The organism is Xanthomonas bromi (assembly GCF_900092025.1).
Lineage (GTDB): Bacteria > Pseudomonadota > Gammaproteobacteria > Xanthomonadales > Xanthomonadaceae > Xanthomonas > Xanthomonas bromi.
In genome coordinates this window covers 143,661-164,011 of sequence record NZ_FLTX01000018.1, presented here as the reverse complement: position 1 = coordinate 164,011, position 20,351 = coordinate 143,661, and the positions used below count along the sequence as shown (strand labels likewise).

The window sequence follows — 20,351 nt, the reverse complement described above, 5'->3', positions numbered from 1 at the left end:
GATCCACGCGCTCAACGTCGATTTCGTCGAAGGCGTGCAGGGCTATCACGGCCGCGATTTCGGCTTCAAGCTCGGCCTCAATGCCAAGCAGGCCGGCCAGTTCGCCAGCATCATGGTGAACTTGTACAAGCTGTTCAACGAAAAGGACCTGGCGCTGGTTGAAATCAACCCGCTGGCGATCCTGGACGACGGCAACCTGTACGCGCTGGACGGCAAGTTCGACAGCGACGACAACGCCGCGTTCCGTCAGAAGCAGCTGATCGCCATGCGCGACAAGACGCAGGAAGACGAGACCGAAGTGACCGCCTCGGAGCTGGATATCAACTACGTCACCATGGACGGCAACATCGGTTGCATGGTCAACGGCGCCGGCCTGGCCATGGCCACCATGGACGTCATCAAGCTCAATGGCGGCGAGCCGGCGAACTTCCTGGACGTGGGCGGCGGTGCCAACAAGCAGCGCGTCATCGAGGCATTCAAGCTGATCCTGTCCTCGGACAAGGTCGAAGGCATCTTCGTCAACATCTTCGGCGGCATCGTCCGCTGCGACATGATCGCCGAAGGCATCATCGCGGCGGTCAAGGAAGTGGGCGTCAAGGTCCCGGTCGTGGTGCGCCTGGAAGGCACCAATGTGGAAGAAGGCAAGCAGCTGCTGCGCGACAGCGGCATGGCCATCATCCCGGCCGACAACATCAACGACGGCGCCAAGAAAGTCGTTGAAGCTGTCAAGAACGCCGCCTGATCCACGCCACCGAAGGAACTATCCATGTCCGTTTTGATTAACAAGAACACCAAGGTGATCGTGCAGGGCTTCACCGGCCAGCAGGGCACCTTCCACGCCACTCAGATGGTCGAGTACGGCACCCAGGTCGTCGGCGGCGTGACGCCCGGCAAGGGCGGCACCACCCACATCGATCTGCCGGTGTTCAACACCGTGGCCGACGCCGTCAAGGCCACCGGTGCCGACGCGTCGGTGATCTACGTGCCGCCGCCGTACGCGGCCGATGCGATCCTGGAAGCGGCTGCGGCCGGCATCAAGGTCATCGTGTGCATCACCGAAGGCATTCCGGTGCTGGACATGCTGCGCGTCAAGAACGTGTTGACCCGTTCGCATCCGGACACCGTGTTGATCGGGCCGAACTGCCCCGGCGTGATCACCCCGGGCGAGTGCAAGATCGGCATCATGCCGGGCCACATCCACAAGCCGGGCAAGATCGGCATCGTGTCGCGTTCGGGCACCCTGACCTATGAAGCGGTCAAGCAGACCACCGAAGTGGGCCTGGGCCAGAGCACCTGCATCGGCATCGGCGGCGACCCGATCAACGGCCTGAACTTTGTCGACTGCCTCAAGCTGTTCAACGAAGACCCGCAGACCGAAGGCATCATCATGGTCGGCGAAATCGGCGGCGACGCCGAGGAAGCCGGTGCCGAGTACATCAAGCAGTTCGTGAAGAAGCCGGTGGTCGGCTTCATCGCCGGTGCCTCGGCGCCGGCCGGCAAGCGCATGGGCCACGCCGGTGCGATCGCATCGGGCGGCAAGGGCACCGCCGAAGGCAAGTTCGCGGCGATGGAAGCCGCCGGCGTCAAGACCGTCCGTTCGCCGGGCGATCTGGGTGCGGCGATTGCTGCGTTGGTGAAGTAAGCACGCCGCACGCGCAAGCGTGCAAGCGTCCAAAGAGGCCGCCTTCGGGCGGCCTTTTTTGTTGGTGCCCCTCATCCGCCCTTCGGGCACCTTCTCCCGCACGCGGGAGAAGGGAGCAACAGCAACAGCAGAGATTCTGCTGAGATCATGTTCACAAGCAATGTCAGACTGGTCGTTTTCTGCTTGATCTACGGAGCGTGCCACGGTCATGCCCACGCCGCCGCCGGGTGATCAAGACAGTTGCTCTCCCGCTTGCGGGATATGGGTTGGGGTGAGGGCGCCTTCCGTGCGGCGATCTCCGACGCCAAAGCGCCATCAATACCGATAGCGCCACCCGGGCGCTACAAGCCACCTTGGCCATTCTCCTGCCGGTGATGTCCATGCGCCACGCCGCCAAGACCGGATTCGCCAAGCACCTGCGTCGTGAGATGACCGCAGCCGAGCGCGCGCTTTGGTATCGGGTGCGAGATCGACGCCTGCTCGGCTTCAAGTTCCGGCGTCAGTTTCCCATCGGGCCTTATATCGTCGATTTCGTCTGCCTCGCCCGGGCGTTGATCGTCGAAATCGACGGTAGCCAGCACCTGCTGCCTGGTGCGGACGCCACGCGCGATGCCTTCCTCCACCGCGAGGGCTTCCAGGTGCTGCGCTTCTGGAATAATGCAGTTCTTGCCCGCGGCGACGATGTCTGCGAGATGATCGCGCGAGATTTGCTTGCGGCGCGTTCCTCCCTTCCCGCTTCCCCGCTTCGGAAAACACACGCACAAGGCCGTTGATATGTCCCAGACCCTCCGCATCGCCATGGCCCAGTTCGACTTTCCGGTCGGCGCCGTGACGCAGAACACCGACCGCATCATCGAGTTCATCGCTGCGGCCCGCGATGAGTTCGAGGCCGATATCGTGCTGTTCCCCGAGCTGGCGATCAGTGGCTACCCGCCGGAAGACTTGCTGTTACGGCCGGGTTTTCTGGCCCATTGCGAGCAGGCGCTGGCGCGGATTGCAGCGGCCACGCGCGGCATCTTGGCGGTGGTGGGCTGGCCGCAGAGTGCCGGCAGCGTGGTGTACAACGCTGCCAGCGTGCTGCGCGACGGACGGGTCGAGGCGACCTACCGCAAGCGAGAGCTTCCCAACTACGCAGTGTTCGACGAGCGTCGCTATTTCGATGTAGACCCGGATGGCGACAACTGCGTGGTCACGGTCAAGGGCGTGGGGGTTGGCGTGGTGATCTGCGAAGACCTCTGGTTCGCCGAGCCACTTGCCAAGACCGTGCAGGCCGGCGCCGAGTTGGTGCTGGTGCCAAACGCCTCGCCGTACGAGCGCGGCAAGCACGCGCAACGCGACGCATTGCTGGCCGAACGCACACGCGAGAGCGGGGCGGCGATCGCCTATCTCAACGTCGTCGGCGGGCAGGATGCGTTGGTGTTCGATGGCGCTTCGGTGGTGGCCGATGGCGACGGCACCGTGCATCCGGCCGCTGCCGCTTTCGTGGACCAGTGGCTGGTGGTGGACTACGCCGCAGGCGAGGGCAGCTTCACCCCGGTGGTGTGGGTGGACGATGGCGACGAAAGCATGGACGCGCTGGCATGGCGCGCGGTGGTGCGGGGCCTGCAGGACTATTGCCGCAAGAACGGTTTCGGCAAGGTCTGGCTGGGCTTGTCCGGTGGCATCGATTCGGCCCTGGTGCTGGCGATGGCGGTGGATGCGCTGGGAGGCGACAACGTCACCGCGGTGCGCCTGCCATCGCGCTATACCGCCGATCTGTCCAACGATCTGGCCGAGGAACAATGCCGCGCGCTGGGCGTGAAGCTGGAAACCATCGCGATCGAGCCGGCCTTCGAAGGCTTGCTCGGTGCACTCGGGCCGATGTTCGAAGGCACCCAGCCGGACATCACCGAAGAAAACCTGCAGTCGCGCAGCCGTGGCGTGATCCTGATGGCGCTGTCGAACAAGTTCGGCGGGCTGGTGCTGACCACCGGCAACAAGAGCGAATACGCGGTGGGCTACGCCACCATTTACGGCGACATGTGCGGCGGCTATGCGCCGCTCAAGGACCTGTACAAGACCGAAGTGTTCGGCCTGGCCAAGTGGCGCAATACGGTGGGTGGCGCGCCGGTGATCCCGCCGGCGGTGATCTCGCGCCCGCCGTCGGCGGAGTTGCGCGACAACCAGACCGACCAGGATTCGCTGCCGCCCTACGACGTGCTCGACGGCATCCTGTATCGCTACGTCGATCAGGAGCAGTCGCGCGATGACATCGTTGCCGCCGGCTATGCCGCCGATACGGTGGAGCACGTGCTGCGCCTGGTGCGGATCAACGAATGGAAGCGCCGTCAGGCCGCACCCGGGCCGAAGGTGTCGCGGCGCGCGTTCGGGCGCGAACGGCGCTACCCGATCACCAACGGCTATTCGGGGCAATAGCGCGAACGGCTATGTCGGTCGGTCACCTGGCGCACCGGCCGCCGCAGCGGTGACCGGTGCCTGGGCAAGGCGGGTAAGCAGGTCCAGGGTCGGCTTGGGCCGCGTCAGGTCGTACATCAGACCGAAATGGCCTTCGGCGCCCTGGATGGTGATCTGGTCCAGCAACTCGTAGACATTCACCTCGGCCACCACGTCGGCGTAGTTGTCGCGCAGGTTGCGCAGCAGCTGCGCCAGGCTGTCGTAGCAGCCCTGATCGCCTGCCGTGCCACCGGTGGTATTGCCGGTATAGATCTCGGCACAGTTCAGCTCGTTGAAGAACACCGGGGTGTTGTAGGTCTGCGCGGCGGTGCGCAGCTGGCCCAGGTACAAGTCCGTCCAGTAGCCGGCATCGTGGTGGAACGCGTAGTAGTGAAAGCTGATGTGGTCGAAGTTGAAACCGGCAGCCCTGGCTTTTGCCAGAAACCACAGCGAGCCGTTGCGATCGCCCGGGCATCGCGCGTTGGCGCTGCGATCGTCGCTATTGCAGGCGGTGATGTTGATGGTGAAATGCAAACCCGCAGCCAGTTCGTCGGAGGCCTGCCGCATGCCTAGATACATCGTGGTCATTGCGGCGATACGGGTGTCGGCTTCGGCGCGGACCAGGTCCTGTTCGTTGCTGATCTCCCAGACCTTGATGTCTGCGGCATAGCGGCGTGCCAATTGGTAGCCGATCTCGCGCGACATCGGGTAGACCATCGGGCGCAGCGTGATGCCGTACTTGCGCGCCAATGGGATCAGCGTGTCCAGCGTTGCGTAATCGCGCGGGTCGACATCGAACCGGTAGCTACGCAAGTTGCGCGCTGCCAGCAGTTTGAAACGTGCCTCGGCCTGGGCCATGGGGTAGCCGGGACGATTGTCGTGGGCGTTGACGCCGTAGACGATAGGGGCTGCGGCGGCGTTCGTGGCAAGTGTCGCCAGCGACAGCATGAGCAGCAGGGTGACGATGGCACGAGACATGTGGCTTCCTTGGCCGGCGCTCGCAGGGAGCCGGATCTGGTTCGACGTCAGTATAGGCAGGGGATCTGGGCCATTCGGTGACCTGGCGCCGATTCCCGGATGCGTGCGCCGAGTCCGGCGATGCGTTTGCGGGCGGGCGGGTGAGGCGGGCTGCTGTTGCAGCTATAGGTGCGTCAGCGGCGGCAGGCGCTGTCGTCCCGTCATCGTCGTTGCACGCACCGCGCGGCCTTCTCATTGCCGCAACAAAAAAGAGGCCTTGCGGCCTCTTCTACGTGATGCTTGCGCCCGATACCTCAGTCGCGACTCATCTGCGAATTGTTTTGACCGGTCGCCGCAGATTTTTCGCCGGCAAACGGGTTGAGCTTGCGGATGACCCAAGGGTACTTCGGCCAGTTGCCGGTCAGCCAAGGGTGCTGCGGATCGTTGAGCTCCAGCACACGGCGCGCGTCGGCCGCCAGGGTCTTGTTGCCCAGATGCGTGTAGGCCTCGGCCAGCACCGCGACTGCGTCGTACTGAAAGGCGCTCTGCGGATAGGTTTCGAGCAGATAGTTGGCGCGGCCAGCAGCAGACACCCAGGCATTGCGGCGCAGGTAGTACAGCGCGTTGTCCAACTCATGCTGGGCGAAGATGTCGCGCAGCTCGATCATCCGCTTGCGCGCGTCGGCGGCGTAGCGGCTGTTCGGGTAGCGATCGGTGACGGTGTTGAAGTCGTTGTAGGCCTGCTGCGGCGACGACAGGTCGCGGCGGCTCGGGTCCAGCGACCACACGCGGCGCAGGAACACCGTGTCGCGGTTGCTGTTGGCCAGCCCGCGCAGGTAGTACAGATACGAGATGTTGCGATGGGTCGGGTAGGTCCGGATGAAGCGGTCGACGCTGGACACCGTGTCGTCGTGCTTGCCAGCCTTGTACTGGGCGTAGGCGGTTTCGATCATCGCCTGCTCGGTGTACGGGCCATACGGGTACTGGGCGATCAGGCGCTTGTAGCTGGCTTCGGCGCCGGCCCAGTTGCCTTTCTCCATCAGATCGTGGCCTTTGCCGTAGAGCTGCTCGACCGGCATGCCCTCGTCGGGATTCTTGTCCTTGGCACCGCGGTGGCAGCCGGTGACGACGAACGCCATGACCAGCATGAGGGCAATCAGGCGCGCAGGCGCGGAAAACGTGGACCGTCGGATCATGGGTCTGGGCAGGACGCATCAGGAAAACGAGAGCGCGATGATAGCCTAGTGGCCTGTCCGGCGACTGACTCTGGCCGCCCGGACCCCCAAATTCCCGCTTTTGCCCGAGTGCCCGTGTCCATGTCCGACCCATCTGCCGAACCCCTCGACCCGTCCATCCGCCAGGCGATCGTGCCCGACAACGCCGCCGGCCGCCGTTTCGACGCGGTGCTGGCCGAGTTGTTCCCCGAATTCTCGCGCTCGCGGCTGTCGGGGTGGATCAAGTCCGGCGATGCGCTGCTGGATGGCACCATGGCGCGTCCACGCGACACCTTGCGCGGCGGCGAGAGCGTGCAGGTGCAGGTGGTGCTGGAAACGCAGACCCACGCCGCGCCGCAGGACATTGCGCTGAGCGTGCTCTACGAAGACGAGCAGGTGCTGGTGATCGACAAGCCGGCCGGCCTGGTGGTGCATCCGGGCGCCGGCAATCCGGACGGCACCCTGGTCAATGCGCTGCTGTTCCGCGACCCCGCGCTGGCGTCGGTGCCGCGCGCCGGCGTGGTGCATCGCCTGGACAAGGAGACCAGCGGCGTCATGGTGGTGGCGCGCACCGTGCAGGCGCAGACCGCGCTGGTGGAACAGCTGTCCGCGCGCGATGTGCATCGCCAGTATCTGGCGGTGGTGGTGGGGGCGCTGGTGTCCGGCGGCACCGCCAATGCGCCGATCGACCGTCACCCGCGCGACCGCCTGAAGATGGCGGTGCGCGACGATGGGCGCGACGCGGTCACCCATTACCGGCTGCGCGAGCGCTTCCGTGCGCATACCGCGCTGGAATGCCGCCTGGAAACCGGGCGCACCCACCAGATCCGCGTGCATATGGCGCACCTGAAATCGCCGATCGTCGGCGACCCGCTGTACGGCGGCGCGCTCAAGCTGCCCAAGGGCGCCACCGACGAACTGGTGCACGAACTGCGCACCTTCAAGCGACAGGCGCTACATGCCGAAACCCTGGAATTCCTGCATCCTGTCAGCGGCGAGCCGGTCCGTGCCAGCGCGCCGGTGCCGGCCGATCTGCAGCGGCTGATGACCGCGCTGCGCGAAGACAGCGCCCGCGCCGCCGAGATGGCACGCCGCTGAGGTGGCCGTGGCCGCGCCCTTCATTCTGCCGGCGGACTGGCTAGCGCCGCCGCGCATCCGCGCGCTGACCACGCTGCGGCGCGGCCTGGGCGGCTCGTTGGCGCCGTTCGACACGCTCAACCTGGGCAACCGCAATAGCGCCGAGGGCGATGCGCCCGAACAGGTGGAGCGCAACCGGGCGCTGCTGGCCGAGGCCTTGGTGCTGCCAAGCACGCCGCATTGGCTGCGACAGGTGCACGGCGTGGACGTGGTGCGGGTAGACGCACGGCCCGCTGCGTCCGATTCAACTTATTTCGCGGCGAATCAGCCGCCAGGCGCGCACGAACCGGTGGCCGATGCTGCGGTGACGGCAGTCCCCGGCGTGGTGCTGGCGATCCTCACTGCCGATTGTCTACCGGTCGTGTTCGCTGCCATCGACGGCAGCGAAGTCGCTGCTGCGCATGCCGGTTGGCGCGGGCTGGCCGACGGCGTGCTGGAGCGCAGCGTGGCCGCGATGCGGACGCCTCCGACGCAGCTGATGGCCTGGCTGGGGCCGGCCGCGGGACCGCAGGTGTATGAAATCGGCCAGGATGTGTTCGATGCCTTCGTTGCGCACGATGCACAGGCACAACATGCGTTCATTGCCACGCGTCCGGGGCACTGGCGGGTGGATCTGTATGCGCTGGCACGTCAGCGCCTGCAGCAGGCGGGTGTGCCGGCCGATGCGGTGTATGGCGGCAGGTTGTGCACCATTTCCGATCCGCAGCGCTTTTTTTCGCACCGTCGCGACCGCCGCAGTGGACGCATGGCCACGCTGGCCTGGATCGCGCGCTGAGTACGCCCTTATTCGCCCAGGTGCTGGGCCAGGACGCATTCGCGCGATTGCCCGCGCCAGGACGCGCATTGCACTCGGTGAAGCAGCGGCAGACCTTTGCCGGGCGCGCGCAGGTTCAGCGTGGTGGGCATGCGTTGGTGCCGTTGCTGGCACGGCTGAGCCGTTTTCCACGCAGCGGTGGCGTGGTAGTGGAAGTGGAATTCCTGGCCGATGCGGACGGCGAACGCTGGCATCGGCGGTTTGGCGGTGTGCCGATGCATTCGCGGCTGTGGCGCCATGGCAACAGCTTGCGCGAACACCTGGGTGCGGTGCGCTTTGAATTCTCGCTGCAGGCCGATACGCAATCGCTGTACTGGCAGGCCACACGCGTGTGGGCGTTCGGAGTGATTCGGTTGCCTGCCCGCTGGTTCCGCCAGGTGCGTTGCCGCGAGCATGCCGACAGCGGCCGTTACGGGTTCCTGGTTGATGTGCAGTTGCCGCTGATAGGCCCTTCATTCGCTACGAGGGCTGGCTTGCACCGCGTTGATCAATCGCTTGCTGCGCCACCCGCCACCATCGTCTTCGATGGCGTGTGCCTGCTGTGCAATGGCTGGGTTAAATTCCTGCTGCGCCATGATCGACGTGGGCGCTATCGCTTTGCCGCCATGCAGGGGCAAGCCGGGCGCGCGCTGTTGCAACAGCATGCACTCGACCCGGACGACCCGGTGTCGTTTCTGCTGGTGGACGCCACCGGTGCCTGGACTGACAGCGATGCGATCGTGCGGGTACTCGCAGGATTGGGCGGGCTCTGGCGGCTGGTTGCGGTGCTGCGCCTAATTCCACGCAGGGTGCGCGATATCGGCGACCGGCTGATCGCACGCAATCGCTACCGCTGGTTCGGCCGCAGCGACCAATGCATGGTGCCGACGCCGGCGCAGCGCGAGCGCTTTCTGGATTAAGAGCGGCTAACAAAACGTAGCGAGCAGTCGTCAGGCGGGTGTGGACGGCGCGCAGGAACCGCAGTGTACAAGTGGTACATGAGGATTCCGAGCACCGGCCGCGCCCGCCTGGCGGCTGCGTAGTAGTTTTGTTAGCCGCTCTAAGGCTTGAGCGGGCTGTCAGCGCCCGGTGGATGCTGTCTTGCATGTCATGGCGCAAGCGCTGCTGCGGCTGGACGACATGAGCCATGTGGATGCGCGCCGGCAAGGCACTGCGTTGGCGCAGGTGGCGCAGACGCTCTTCCCGACTGCGCGCGACGTGCACGCGCACTGCTGCCTCAGCGCGCGAACATGCGATGACGCATGACCCAAAGCGACGTCTCGCGCGCATCGCGGTCTAGCGCTTCGACACTTCCCTGCGCAGATCGCCGAATCGCCGCATCAGGCTGCAGCGTTGGTCACGCGCGTATGCAGCACCGTCGATGCGCCGCTGCGGGTGTCCGACTGCAGGCGGAAGATCGAGACCGCATCGGCCAGGTCCACGGCCTGTCCTTCCAGGCTGCGCGCGGCGGCGGTGGCTTCTTCGACCAGCGCGGCGTTGCGCTGGGTCACTTCATCCAGCTGCGCGACCGTGCGGTTGACTTGTTCGATCCCGCTGGATTGCTCGGCGCTGGCCGAGGTGATCTCGCCCATGATGTCGGTGACGTGTTTGACCGAGTCGACGATCTCGCGCATGGTCGCGCCGGCGCGGTGCACCAGGCCCGAACCCAGTTCCACCTTGTCGGTGGAGTCGGCGATCAGCGTCTTGATCTCCTTGGCGGCATCGGCCGAACGCCGCGCCAGTGCGCGCACTTCCGAGGCCACCACCGCGAAACCGCGGCCCTGTTCGCCTGCACGCGCGGCTTCCACCGCAGCGTTGAGCGCCAGGATGTTGGTCTGGAACGCGATGCCGTCGATCACGCCGATGATCTCGCCGATCTTGCGCGAGGCGGTACTGATCTGACTCATGGTGGCGACGACGTCGTCCATCACCTGGCCGCCGCTTTGCGCCACTTCGCCGGTGCCCACCACCAGACGATTGGCTTGCAGTGCGCTCTCCGCGTTCTGCTTCACGGTGGCGGTGAGTTCTTCCATCGAGCTTGCGGTTTCTTCTAGGTTGGCCGCCTGCTGCTCGGTACGTTCGGACAGGTCGGTGTTGCCGGCGGCGATTTCCACCGCGGCCTGGCGAATGGTGTCCGACGCGGTCTGGATGCCGCCGATGATGTCGGTCAGGCGGGTGACGGTCTGGTTGGTGTCGTCGCGCAAGCGCGCGAAGATGCCGTGCGCATCGCCGTCCACGCGCTGGGTGAGGTCGCCTTCGGCCATCGCGGCGATCACGCGCGCCAACGCGGCCAAGTGCGTTTCCACCGAGTCGTAGATGCGGTTGATGCCTTGCGCCAGGGTCAGCAGTACGCCATCCATGCCGTCGCTCTGCATGCGGCGGCTGAAATCGCCGGCAGAGGCGGCGTCGATGATCTGGATCAGCGCCTGCTCGGCATTGACCTGCGCGGTGACGTCCATCCATTGCGCGATGGTGCCCAGCTTGGTGCCATCGGCGTCGATGATCGGGCTGTAGACGAAGTCGATCTGGCGGCCGAAGAACGGCGCGCGCACGGCCTTGGAGACATTCAGGGCGCGCATGCGATCGATCGCAGCCTGGCTATCGGGATAGATGTCGCCGATGCTGCCGCCGACGAAGCCTTCCGCATGGAAGCTGGGACGGAAGCTCTGCACATCCGGCTCGATCAGCTTGAGCATGGCGAGCAGTTTGCGGTTGGCGAACAACACCTGGCCATCGTCGTCGGCGATGCGGATCATGGTGTCCAGATCGTCGAGTGCCTTGATCACGAACTGGCCGTGGCGCAGGCCTTGTTCCATCACATCGATGCGGATGGCCAGCTTGTCCTGGGTGTCCTGCAACGCACGCAGCAAGGGTGCCAGGTCGCCGGAGGCGGTGCGCAGGTCCACACGCTGGAAGCGCCCGTCGCCGATCGCCACCACGGTGCTCACGGCCTGCTGCAGCTGCGCGGCGTGACGCCTGCGCGACCATCCCCAGAAACCGGCGCTCGCCGCGGCCAGCACCAGCAGTGCCGGGAGCAAGCGTCCGAGTCCGCCCAGAAAGCCGCCGGGCATCAGCGTGGCGGCGTAGCAGGCGAGCAAGGCCAGTAGCCCGATGTGTGCAGCGGCGGGTAGCCATGCCATCCAGGTGGCGCGCGCAACGTGCCGACCGACAGTCAGTTGGGCAACGAGGGCGGCATCGTGTGAAGGCGACATAGGCTGAGTCCGACTGGGCGATCTGAGATGGGAGCGGTATCCGGCAGTCCGTGGGCTGCAATGTGGTATCGGCGGCTGAGTCCGAATCATGAAGGCGTGAAATTGCCGTTTGTCAGAATGTGAAAACCAGGTCACAAAAACCGTGATGCCATTGATATGAAAGCGATTTCGGCGCGTTGGATAAGCACGCTGGAATCAGTCATGCGATATGAAACATCAATTCAATTGTAAATTTCGCGTGAAAATAGTGGTCTGCGGGCGAGCGTCAGGCTCGGTCATCGACGCCGCGCGCGATGCCATCGGACACCCGCCCAGACCTTTGATCGCGACATGGAAGAGCCGGCTGCGGATGCCTGCCTGCCGCAGGAACCCCGGACGCCCAGGCCTGACAACGAGGGCGCAGTGGCGCGCCTCGGCTCCTGCACGAAGCATCGGTTTCTCACCCATTTGCTCCTGCGCACGGGGAAACACGCGCGCAAAAAAACCGGCCGTCTCGCGACGACCGGTTTTATCGGACGCATGCGTCAGTCCAAGACCGACGACAGAGTAGCTGAGCGCCAACTGCCGCCAGGCGGGTGATGCGCGCAGGCCACGCAGTGTGGACTGCATGTGGCTCTACGCACCACCACACCGGGTGGCCGCACGACGCTTCGAGCGCAGCCGTTACTTTGCAGGCGCGGTCTGCGCATCGTCCGGCAGTGCCCAGGCAATGACGCTGTCGCCCGACTTGGTTTCCATGCGGTCGTGTCCACCGACCGCGGCCACGATGTATTGCTTGCCATTGACGGTGTAGCTCATCGGCGCCGCCTGTGGGCCGGCTGGGACGCGGGTTTCCCAGACCTGCTTGCCGGTGCGGGTGTCGAAGCCGCGCATGAAGTCGTCCAGCGTCGCGCCGATGAAGGTCACGCCGCCGGCGGTGGCCAGCGAGCCGCTGTTGTTGGGCGTGCCGATCTCGAACTTGGTCTTGGACGGAATGCCCATCGGACCCTGGTCGTAACCGGTGCCCAGCGGACGGCGCCACAACACCTGCTGCGTGCGCAGATCGACGCCGGCGATATAGCCCCACGGCGGTGCGACGCACGGCGTGTTGAGCGGCGACATCCACGGCTCCTTGCGCGCGCCGTAGGCCAGGCCCTTCTGCGCCATGTAGCCGGGGGTCTTGCTCTTGCCGTCGAACACCGACACCACGCCCAGCTCGTTCATCTTTTCGCGGGTGTAGACCTGCAAGGTGTAGGGCAGGCGATTGCTGTTCATCACCATGATGCCGCGCTGCAGATCCACCGACACGCCGCCCCAGTTGATGCCGCCGTGGTTGCCGGTGAAGGCCAGCGAACCCTGCAGGGTCGGCGGCGTAAACATGCCTTCGTAGCGTAGCTGCTTGAACTGGATGCGGCAGGCCAATTGGTCGAACGGGGTCATGCCCCAGGCATCGGATTCGATGATGGTTTCGAACTCGCGGCTCGGTGCGCCCACGGTATTGGGCATGCCCGGCGAGATCGGCTGCGTGGCCGCGGTCCAGTCGCCGTGATCGGTGCCCTGCGGGACCGGGATCTGCTTGACCGGCATCAGCGGCGCACCGGTGGCGCGATCCAGCACGAATACCTGGCCGGACTTGGTGGCCTGGATCACGGCAGGGCGGGTGCCGCCGCCGGCGACCGGCCAATCGACCAGGTTCGGCTGCGGACCGATGTCGTAATCCCACAGGTCGTGGTTGACGGTGCGGAAGTGCCAACGCTCCTTGCCGGTGGCTGCATCCACGGCCACCAGCGAGGCGGTGTATTCCTCATCCTGCGGTGTACGGCCCTTGCCGAAGAAATCGCCCGAGGCGTTGCCGGTCGGCAGATAGACCAGGCCCAGCTCATCGTCGGCCGCCATCAGCGACCACACGTTCGGGGTGGAGCGGGTATAGGTCTGGCCGGCCGGCGGCTCGGCGGTGATTGCCGGGTTGCCCAGATCCCACGCCCAGCGCAGCTGGCCGGTGAGCGCATCGAAGCCACGCACCACGCCCGAGGGCGCATCGCCTTCCTGGCCATCGCGCACCTGGCCGGTCGGCTGGATCACCACACCGCGCATCACGACCGGCGGCGAGGTTGGGCCGACAAAGCCCGGCTTGGTGTTGCCGGTGCCGGCATTCAGATCGACATAGCCGTTATTGCCGAAGCTGGCGCACAGCTTGCCGGTCTGCGCATCCAGCGCGCCGAGGCGGCCATCGACCATCGGCCAGAAGATCCGCGTCGGGCAGTCAGCGGTCCCTTCCGGCGCCTGGTAGTACGACACGCCACGGCAGGTGGTGGCGGCCACGCCGGCCATCGCCTTGGGGTTGGTCTGCGGGTCGAAGCGCCAGCGCTCCTTGCCGTTGGCCGCTTCCACCGCAATCACCTTTTGGGTAGGCGTGCAGATATAGAGCAGGTCGCCGACCTTGAGTGGGGTGTTTTGGAAGGCGTAGCCCAGCTTGGAATCCTTGGGCTTCAGGTCGCCGGTGTGGAATTCCCAGGCCACCTTGAGATTCTCCACGTTGTCCGGGGTGATTTGCGCGCCGGGCGTGTAGTGGTTGGACAGGTTGGAACCGGCATACGCGGTCCAGTTGCTGGCGTCGTGATTGGCCGCGACGTTGCCGTCCGGACTGGGTACGTTGGCGCGGCTGAAGGCGGCCGGGTTGGCGGCCTGCTTGGACGCATACGCGAGTTCGACATTGCGTGGGACGAACAGCGGCCACAGGATCAGCGCTGCGCCCATGATCGGCAGCACGCCGGTGACGACGGCATAGCCGGCGCCTGACAACGGCTGCATGCGCCGACGCGCCACGCCCCAGAACGGCAGCAGCACCAGACCCAGTACCGAAATCCACGCCAGACGCGGCACCAGACCCCAGCCATCCAGGCCCACTTCCCACAGCGCCCAGGCAATGGTAGCGGCTAGGGTGGCGCCGAACAGCCACAGGCCCGCGCGCTTGCCGGCCGCGAGCAGCACGCCCGCCAGCAACAGGGCGATGCCTGCCAGCAGGTAATACCAGGAGCCACCGACGGCGACCAGACGGCCGCCTTCATAGGCGAGCACCGCACCGAGCACGGCGATCACCACCGCATAGGCCACCAGCAACCAGGTGCCTAGCCCACGTTTTGAGGATTGATCAGTCATTTTTGAGATGTCGGGAAGGACCCGGGCACCTGCGAGCGGTGGCGAGTCGTGGAGGGTAAAGAGATCGCAGGTGGCGAATACGCGGCCCGGATCTAGAGATGAACATCGAACGCTATGAACGCGCCGCCCCTCCCAGGGTCCTCAGCGCTAATCATGTGAATATTTTAGACCTCTGAACGCGCTTTGTCCGTGACGGAATAGGAACGAGCGTTCCAACATGCATGTCTGGCACAACGGAACACGCGGATTTCGAACGTTTTGCGAGATGCATCGCCGGGTCTGTTGGCAAACCTGGGTTGGACAGTCGTTGCTGTCGATCGCGCCCGCGATGGGAGAGCAGAACGCAACGGCTCGCGAGGGATTGCCCAAGTGCCGCCGTGCCGACGGCAATTGCAAAGCATCGACGTCCCAGACTGCCACACCGTTGCAGGCACGCAGCGATTTGATCGAGCCTGGCAACTGCTTGCTGCGTTTGCGGCAAGCAGCGAGTCGCTTGGGAAGCGCGCAGTCATCGCCCGCTTGCGGTCTTCCCCTCATCCGCCCTTCGACCATCTTCTCCCCATGAAAGAGGGATGCAATCAGACCTCGGCGAGCGCTTCCAGATAGCGCTGGCGCCAGTGGTTGATGTTGTTCTTGCGCAGGTGGTCCATCATCGCGTGCCAGCGTTCGATGCGGCTCGCCAACGGCATGCTCGCCGCCGTCGCAATCGCATCGGCGACACCATCCAGATCGTGCGGATTGACCAGCAGCGCCTCCTTCATCTCGTCGGCAGCACCTGCAAACAACGACAGCACCAGCACACCCGGGTCTTTCGCGTCCTGCGCCGCCACGAACTCCTTGGCGACCAGATTCATGCCGTCGCGTAACGGAGTGACCAGGCACACAGACGCCGCACGATAGAAGCCAGTCAACGTAGCGTGGCTGAAGTTCTGGTTGACGTAGCGCAGCGGTGTCCAGTCCGGCTCTGCGTGGCCGCCGTTGATGTGGCCGGCGATCTGTTCGAGCTGGCTGCGCAATTGACGGTATTCGGTGACATCGCCGCGCGAGACCGGTGCGATTTGCAAATAGGTCAGGCTGCCGGACTGATCCGGGTAGCGTTCCAGATAGCGCTCGAAGCCCTGAAAGCGTTCCGGTAGCCCCTTGGAATAATCCAGGCGGTCCACACCGATGGCCAACTGGCGGCCGCGCAGGCTTTCGCTTAAATCGCGGACGGCCTGCTTACCGACCGAGGCCTTGGCCTGGTTGGCAATCAGATCGGTATCGATCCCGATCGGGAACGAGGATGCAGTGAAGCGGCGCCCGCCTGGGCCTTCCACCAGATCGCCTTCCAGAATGCGGCCGCCGCCAAACAGACGAACATAGGCCTTGAAGCGTTCGGCATCGCGCTGGGTCTGGAAGCCGACCAGGTCATACGCATAGAACGTACTGAACAAGCGCGCGTGTTCGGGCATGGCCTGCACAAGATCGGCCGAGGGCATCGGCACGTGCAGGAAAAAGCCCATTTTGCAGCCCACCCCCAACTCCCGCAGCATCGCGCCGAGCGGGATCATGTGGTAGTCGTGAATCCACAAGGTGTCGCTGTCTTTCAGCAGTGGCGCGAGTTTTTCCGCGAACAGGCGGTTGACGCGCAGATAGCCTTCGCGCTTGGCGCGGTCGTAATCGACCAGGTCCAGACGGAAATGCAGCAGCGGCCACAACGTGCGATTGGCGAATCCGTTGTAGTACGAATCGATATCGCGTTTGTTGAGGTCCATGGTGACGAAGGTGATGTCGCCTTCTTTCTGCTCATGCATGCCGCCGCTGTCGCCGCGCGCGGTCTTGCCGCTCCAGCCGAACCACATGCCGCCGCGCTCCTTGAGCGCAGCCAGCAAGCCAACCGCCAGGCCGCCAGCGCGATTTTCGCCGGGCACTGCAACGCGATTGGAGACCACTACTAAACGACTCATGACGCCTCCTGCCAGCTCCGCGACAAGCGCATCGCTGCGATGATCAAGCCAACATGCGAATAGGTCTGCGGGAAATTGCCCCAGGCTTCGCCGTCCTCGAACGATAGATCCTCCGACAGCAAGCCCAGGTGATTGCGGCGCGCGAGAATACGCTCGAACAATTCACGCGCCTCGTCCTTGCGGCCGATGGACGCCAGCGCATCGATGTACCAGAACGTGCAGATGGTGAAGCTGGTTTCCGGCTCGCCGAAGTCGTCCGGTGCGATGTAGCGATACAGCGCATCGCCATGCTTGAGCACGCGGCCGACCGCTTCGACCGTGCGCACGAAGCGGCTGTCGTCGGCATCGACGATGCCGATGTCGGCCAGCAGCAACAGCGATGCATCCAGGCGGTGACCACCCAACGTGTCGGTGAAGTGGCCGCGTTCCTCGCTCCAGGCCTCGTTCAACACGCGCTCGCGGATGCTGTCGGCACGCTCGCGCCAGTAGCTCATGCGTTCGGGCAGCACCAGCCGCTCGGCGATCTTGCACAGGCGATCGCAGGCCGCCCAGCACATTGCAGCGGTATAGGTATGCACCTCGGCGCGGCCGCGGAATTCCCACAGGCCGGCATCGGGCACGTTGTGCAGCGCGTAGGCGCGCTCGCCCAGCGGCTCCAATCGGCGGAAGGTGTCCGCATCGCCCTGATCCTTCAGACGCAGGTCGAAGAACAGCTGTGTGGACGCCAGCACCACGCTGCCGTAGACATCGTGCTGCTGCTGGATCCAGGCCAGGTTGCCGCGCCGCACCGGGCCCATGCCGCGGTAGCCGGCCATGGTGTCGACTTCGTGTTCTTCCAGTTGCGATTCGAAACCGATGCCGTACAGCGGCTGCAGGGTGCCGTCGGCGGTGGCGATGTTGAAGATGTAGCCGATGAACTGCTCCATCGTGCGAGTGGCGCCGAGGCGGTTGAGCGCACGTACCACGAAGGCGGCATCGCGCAGCCAGCAATAGCGGTAATCCCAGTTGCGCGGCGTGTTGGGCGCTTCCGGAATGGAGGTGGTCATCGCCGCAATGATGGCGCCGCTGTCTTCGTACTGGCACAACTTGAGCGTGATCGCGCTGCGGATCACCGCTTCCTGCCAGTCCAGCGGGATCGACAGATAACGCACCCACTCGCGCCAATATTCTTCGGTGCGCTCCTGCGCTTCCTGCACATAGCCGGTGAGCGAACGCGTCAGCGATTCGTCCACGCCCAGCACCAGGCTGATCGGGTGGCTGAGGACGAAGGGCAGGCCATCGCGTACGAAACGCACCGGGACATCGGTGGTCAGGCGCAGGGTGAATTCCGGCAACACCCAACGAATGTGATTGCTGCCCCAGGTAGTGTCCGGCGTGCGGCCACCCCAGTCGGCCAGCGGGCGGGCGCGCACGATGATGCGCGGATTGCCGGCCAATGGACGGACCTGGCGGATGATGCTTACCGGCCGGTAGAAGCGGCCGTTATTGCGCCAGCGCGGTGCGAAATCGATCACCTCGACTTCGCCGCCATTGCTGTCGCGCAAGACCGTGCGCAGCACTGCGGTATTGGGCAGGTAATGCTGCTCGCTGCTGGCGAAATCCTCCAGCTCCACGGCGAAGTCGCCCCCCTCGGTCTTGGGCGACAGCAGCGAACAGAAGGCGGGGTCGCCGTCGAAGGCGGGCAGGCAACTCCACACTACGCGTGCTTGCCGATCCACCAATGCGCCGAAGCTGCAGTTGCCGATGACGCCCAGATCCAGGTTTGGCTCGGTCATGAAGTACGAACAATCCTATGCAATGACGAAAGGGAGAGGCGGACGCTCAGGCGCCGCGTGCGTTCTGTTGCAACCACGCGTGGACGGCGGCCGTGCCTGGCACGCGATAGCGCGCGCTGGTCTGGTCGCGGTCGCCCACCAGCACGCTCCAGCCGCCGAGCCGGTTGGCTGCGTCGAAGCCGAATTCGTCGGTGAGGTCGTCGCCCACGAACACCGGCGTACGGCCCACGAAGGCACCGTGCTGCATCAGCTGTTCGACCGCCTGGCCCTTGTTGCTGCCTTCGGGAACGAACTCCACGACATGATCACCCGGCTGCAGGCGGTAACCGGAAAGCTGGGCGATTTCATACTGCGCGAAGGCAAGCACGTCGGGGCCAGCCAGCGGCTGCGCGCGCCAATGCAGGGCCACGCTGACGCCCTTGTCTTCGACCAGGACGCCGGGATGCCGGTGGGTGAGCGCGGCGGCGCGTTGGTGCAGGCCATGCAGCCACTCGGACGTGTCCTGTGGCATCGCTGCGCGCGCCGCAGTGTCGCTGCGCAGTTCATGCCCGTGCAGGCCGGCGGCCGGCAGCAGCAACGGCGCGAACAGGGCATCCAGCTGAGCGAGTGGGCGACCGCTGACCAGCGCAACGGCGCCGTTGAGGCGCTCGCTCAGCAAGCCGATGGCGTCGCGCACCTCGGGCAATAGCCGAACTGCCTCGGGGCTGTCGGCAAAGTCGATGAGAGTACCGTCCACGTCCAGAAACAATGCGCAGGCATCGTCCAGCCATGGCGGCGACGGGAGGGGGGAGTGCGCGTCTGCCATCCAGTCATGGTGACGCAGCGGGCGTTAGCGTCAGGTAGAGCGGCACGTTGCCGTGCCGGCATGCTCGGTTGGAGGCTGCTGGCTGCCGGAACGTCCGGTGCTCTGAACGCCAGCCACGCCGCCGTGCAGCAGGCCGCAGGCGAGCTGTCGGCGGCATCGTTGGTGCGCGATGCCGCGGAGATGGGCTTGAAGCGACCTGCGGTGGGTCGACAATAATGAAGCGCCAACACTACTTCACTTAACCGCTGGGCCGTCCGCTGGCATGGAATGGAGCGCCCGCGGCTTCACCTCGGGCCGGCCGGGCCGGCGCGCCGCACCACGGGGAAGAGGGCATCTCCTCTCAGAGCAATCTCATCTAAGCCCACGTCACGGGCTCGGAGAGCGGCATGGTCTCGGTGCGGCCCGGGTAAGGGTCGTAGCCAGGGCGACTGCACTCAGTTGCCTAGCCGACGCCCTCGCTCGCGCTCCTTGAGCTTTGTGAGCTCTTCGACATGTTGGACGAACTCCGCCACGCGAGCGCCGGCTTCCGGGTCCACGTCATGGATACGCTGGAGCAGGCGAGCCCTGTCCGGATCCGGCGTCGCTGCCACTGTGCGAGGCGTGTATTGCTCTGCCAACCTTCTGTCCAGGCGTGTGAGATCGACTCGTTCGATCATCGCCCCGAATGCCTCCAATGACGCGTGGTCGTCGCCCAGCGTCGGAATTAGGCTCAGCAAGTGCGTGCTATCGCGTGGCATCGCCGCCGCCTGGCCGTAAAGCTGCTGCGACGTCTCCCGATTCGGGGCCTCCAGGTTGGCACGATTGGCATTCTCGATCATCGCCCCGAATGCGTCCAGCGACGCGTCGTCGTCTCCCAACGTCGGAATCAGGCTAAGCAATTTCGCGCGGTACGATGCAGATGCGGTTGCGCGATCAGAGGGGTCCTCCTGGTCATGTTGCTCTTCGGGGATGGGGGGCAGTGCGGAGACGTCAAGTTGCCGGGAGTGGGGTGGGGGGCCTTGGCGGCTGCGTAACGCCTGTCTGGACGGCGCGCGCGGGAGCGCTGTCGGAGAATGTGCGTGGCTGCTGTCTGAGGCGGATGGCGATGTCGGGTGCGTTGCGTTGTCCACGGGTGTAATTTCGTCCGTGGACATCGCGTGCGGCAGGCCAATTTTGAAGTCAACAGGGCGCATGGCAACTCCCAGAGCGGAATGACGCCAAAGCATGACCATTCAGCTGCAGGCGGCTGCGTTCGTGTTGCGAATTGATCGGGCCTTAGGCGAAAGTGCAGTAGTGCGGTGCGCCGATGCAAGGTGATCT

At 65.1% G+C, this 20,351-nt stretch carries 16 protein-coding genes and 1 other RNA gene; 7 read left to right on the top strand and 10 right to left on the bottom strand.

The genetic code is table 11. From position 1 onward, the window contains the following. From XBLMG947_RS07010 to XBLMG947_RS06995, 4 genes are all read left to right on the top strand, one after another. A partial coding sequence (locus tag XBLMG947_RS07010; protein WP_306345527.1) for a succinate--CoA ligase subunit beta occupies window positions 1-742 on the top strand: 742 nt, incomplete at its 5' end. 24 nt (window positions 743-766) lie between these two features. Then, on the top strand, window positions 767-1,642 hold the full coding sequence (gene sucD, locus XBLMG947_RS07005) for a succinate--CoA ligase subunit alpha (RefSeq protein ID WP_065467208.1): 876 nt from the start codon (window positions 767-769) through the stop codon (window positions 1,640-1,642). A gap of 380 nt (window positions 1,643-2,022) precedes the next feature. After that, entirely contained in the window at window positions 2,023-2,415 is a 393-nt protein-coding gene (locus tag XBLMG947_RS07000; protein WP_065467221.1) for an endonuclease domain-containing protein, read from the top strand. A gap of 1 nt (window position 2,416) precedes the next feature. Further along, window positions 2,417-4,057, top strand: a complete 1,641-nt coding sequence (locus XBLMG947_RS06995; RefSeq protein ID WP_065467206.1) for an NAD+ synthase — start codon at window positions 2,417-2,419, stop codon at window positions 4,055-4,057. A 9-nt stretch (window positions 4,058-4,066) separates the two neighbouring features. Here the strand turns inward: XBLMG947_RS06995 and XBLMG947_RS06990 are convergent, their stop codons facing one another. Then, window positions 4,067-5,053 carry a hypothetical protein gene (locus XBLMG947_RS06990; RefSeq protein ID WP_065467204.1) on the bottom strand — a complete coding sequence of 329 codons (987 nt, stop codon included), beginning with the start codon at window positions 5,051-5,053 and terminating at the stop codon, window positions 4,067-4,069. Between the two features lie 293 nt (window positions 5,054-5,346). Beyond that, on the bottom strand, window positions 5,347-6,228 hold the full coding sequence (locus XBLMG947_RS06985; protein ID WP_065467202.1) for an outer membrane protein assembly factor BamD: 882 nt from the start codon (window positions 6,226-6,228) through the stop codon (window positions 5,347-5,349). A gap of 120 nt (window positions 6,229-6,348) precedes the next feature. Here XBLMG947_RS06985 and rluD point away from each other — a divergent pair, with 120 nt between their 5' ends. The 3 genes from rluD to XBLMG947_RS21260 are packed head-to-tail and all read left to right on the top strand — an operon-like array spanning window position 6,349 to window position 9,096. Further along, window positions 6,349-7,344, top strand: coding sequence for a 23S rRNA pseudouridine(1911/1915/1917) synthase RluD (rluD, locus tag XBLMG947_RS06980; protein WP_065467200.1), 996 nt, complete (start codon window positions 6,349-6,351; stop codon window positions 7,342-7,344). A 1-nt stretch (window position 7,345) separates the two neighbouring features. Beyond that, window positions 7,346-8,158, top strand: a complete 813-nt coding sequence (gene pgeF, locus XBLMG947_RS06975) for a peptidoglycan editing factor PgeF (RefSeq protein WP_065467198.1) — start codon at window positions 7,346-7,348, stop codon at window positions 8,156-8,158. Beyond that, window positions 8,068-9,096: a DUF4166 domain-containing protein gene (locus tag XBLMG947_RS21260; RefSeq protein WP_306345526.1), complete on the top strand. Its 1,029-nt coding sequence runs from the start codon at window positions 8,068-8,070 to the stop codon at window positions 9,094-9,096. The genes pgeF and XBLMG947_RS21260 overlap by 91 nt, the downstream gene beginning before the upstream one ends. Window positions 9,097-9,100: 4 nt before the next feature. Here the strand turns inward: XBLMG947_RS21260 and XBLMG947_RS06960 are convergent. The 8 genes from XBLMG947_RS06960 to XBLMG947_RS06925 form a co-directional block, all read right to left on the bottom strand. After that, window positions 9,101-9,176, bottom strand: a non-coding RNA gene (locus XBLMG947_RS06960) — sX9 sRNA. Between the two features lie 340 nt (window positions 9,177-9,516). Continuing rightward, window positions 9,517-11,388: a methyl-accepting chemotaxis protein gene (locus tag XBLMG947_RS06955; protein WP_065467195.1), complete on the bottom strand. Its 1,872-nt coding sequence runs from the start codon at window positions 11,386-11,388 to the stop codon at window positions 9,517-9,519. A gap of 216 nt (window positions 11,389-11,604) precedes the next feature. Beyond that, a complete protein-coding gene (locus XBLMG947_RS22515) occupies window positions 11,605-11,997 on the bottom strand; it encodes a hypothetical protein (protein WP_139074365.1) in 393 nt (130 codons plus the stop codon). 54 nt (window positions 11,998-12,051) lie between these two features. Continuing rightward, window positions 12,052-14,487: a membrane-bound PQQ-dependent dehydrogenase, glucose/quinate/shikimate family gene (locus tag XBLMG947_RS06945; RefSeq protein ID WP_181093173.1), complete on the bottom strand. Its 2,436-nt coding sequence runs from the start codon at window positions 14,485-14,487 to the stop codon at window positions 12,052-12,054. Window positions 14,488-15,104: 617 nt separating this feature from the next. Then, on the bottom strand, window positions 15,105-16,472 hold the full coding sequence (otsA, locus tag XBLMG947_RS06940; RefSeq protein ID WP_065467189.1) for an alpha,alpha-trehalose-phosphate synthase (UDP-forming): 1,368 nt from the start codon (window positions 16,470-16,472) through the stop codon (window positions 15,105-15,107). After that, window positions 16,469-18,247: a glycoside hydrolase family 15 protein gene (locus tag XBLMG947_RS06935; RefSeq protein ID WP_065467187.1), complete on the bottom strand. Its 1,779-nt coding sequence runs from the start codon at window positions 18,245-18,247 to the stop codon at window positions 16,469-16,471. The genes otsA and XBLMG947_RS06935 overlap by 4 nt, the downstream gene beginning before the upstream one ends. Before the next feature lie 46 nt (window positions 18,248-18,293). Further along, entirely contained in the window at window positions 18,294-19,052 is a 759-nt protein-coding gene (gene otsB, locus XBLMG947_RS06930) for a trehalose-phosphatase (RefSeq protein ID WP_065467186.1), read from the bottom strand. A 434-nt stretch (window positions 19,053-19,486) separates the two neighbouring features. Then, entirely contained in the window at window positions 19,487-19,909 is a 423-nt protein-coding gene (locus tag XBLMG947_RS06925) for a hypothetical protein (RefSeq protein ID WP_139074364.1), read from the bottom strand. Window positions 19,910-20,351 lie beyond the last annotated feature (442 nt).

Excerpts from the sequence above, each read along its gene's own strand:
- rluD (WP_065467200.1), top strand. The coding sequence starts at position 6,349 with ATGTCCGACCCATCTGCCGAACCCCTCGACCCGTCCATCCGCCAGGCG.
- XBLMG947_RS06990 (WP_065467204.1), bottom strand. The coding sequence starts at position 5,053 with ATGTCTCGTGCCATCGTCACCCTGCTGCTCATGCTGTCGCTGGCGACA.
- otsB (WP_065467186.1), bottom strand. The coding sequence starts at position 19,052 with ATGGCAGACGCGCACTCCCCCCTCCCGTCGCCGCCATGGCTGGACGAT.
- XBLMG947_RS22515 (WP_139074365.1), bottom strand. The coding sequence starts at position 11,997 with ATGCAGTCCACACTGCGTGGCCTGCGCGCATCACCCGCCTGGCGGCAG.
- sucD (WP_065467208.1), top strand. The coding sequence starts at position 767 with ATGTCCGTTTTGATTAACAAGAACACCAAGGTGATCGTGCAGGGCTTC.
- XBLMG947_RS06985 (WP_065467202.1), bottom strand. The coding sequence starts at position 6,228 with ATGATCCGACGGTCCACGTTTTCCGCGCCTGCGCGCCTGATTGCCCTC.
- otsA (WP_065467189.1), bottom strand. The coding sequence starts at position 16,472 with ATGAGTCGTTTAGTAGTGGTCTCCAATCGCGTTGCAGTGCCCGGCGAA.
- XBLMG947_RS06955 (WP_065467195.1), bottom strand. The coding sequence starts at position 11,388 with ATGTCGCCTTCACACGATGCCGCCCTCGTTGCCCAACTGACTGTCGGT.
- XBLMG947_RS06935 (WP_065467187.1), bottom strand. The coding sequence starts at position 18,247 with ATGACCGAGCCAAACCTGGATCTGGGCGTCATCGGCAACTGCAGCTTC.
- XBLMG947_RS07000 (WP_065467221.1), top strand. The coding sequence starts at position 2,023 with ATGCGCCACGCCGCCAAGACCGGATTCGCCAAGCACCTGCGTCGTGAG.
- XBLMG947_RS06995 (WP_065467206.1), top strand. The coding sequence starts at position 2,417 with ATGTCCCAGACCCTCCGCATCGCCATGGCCCAGTTCGACTTTCCGGTC.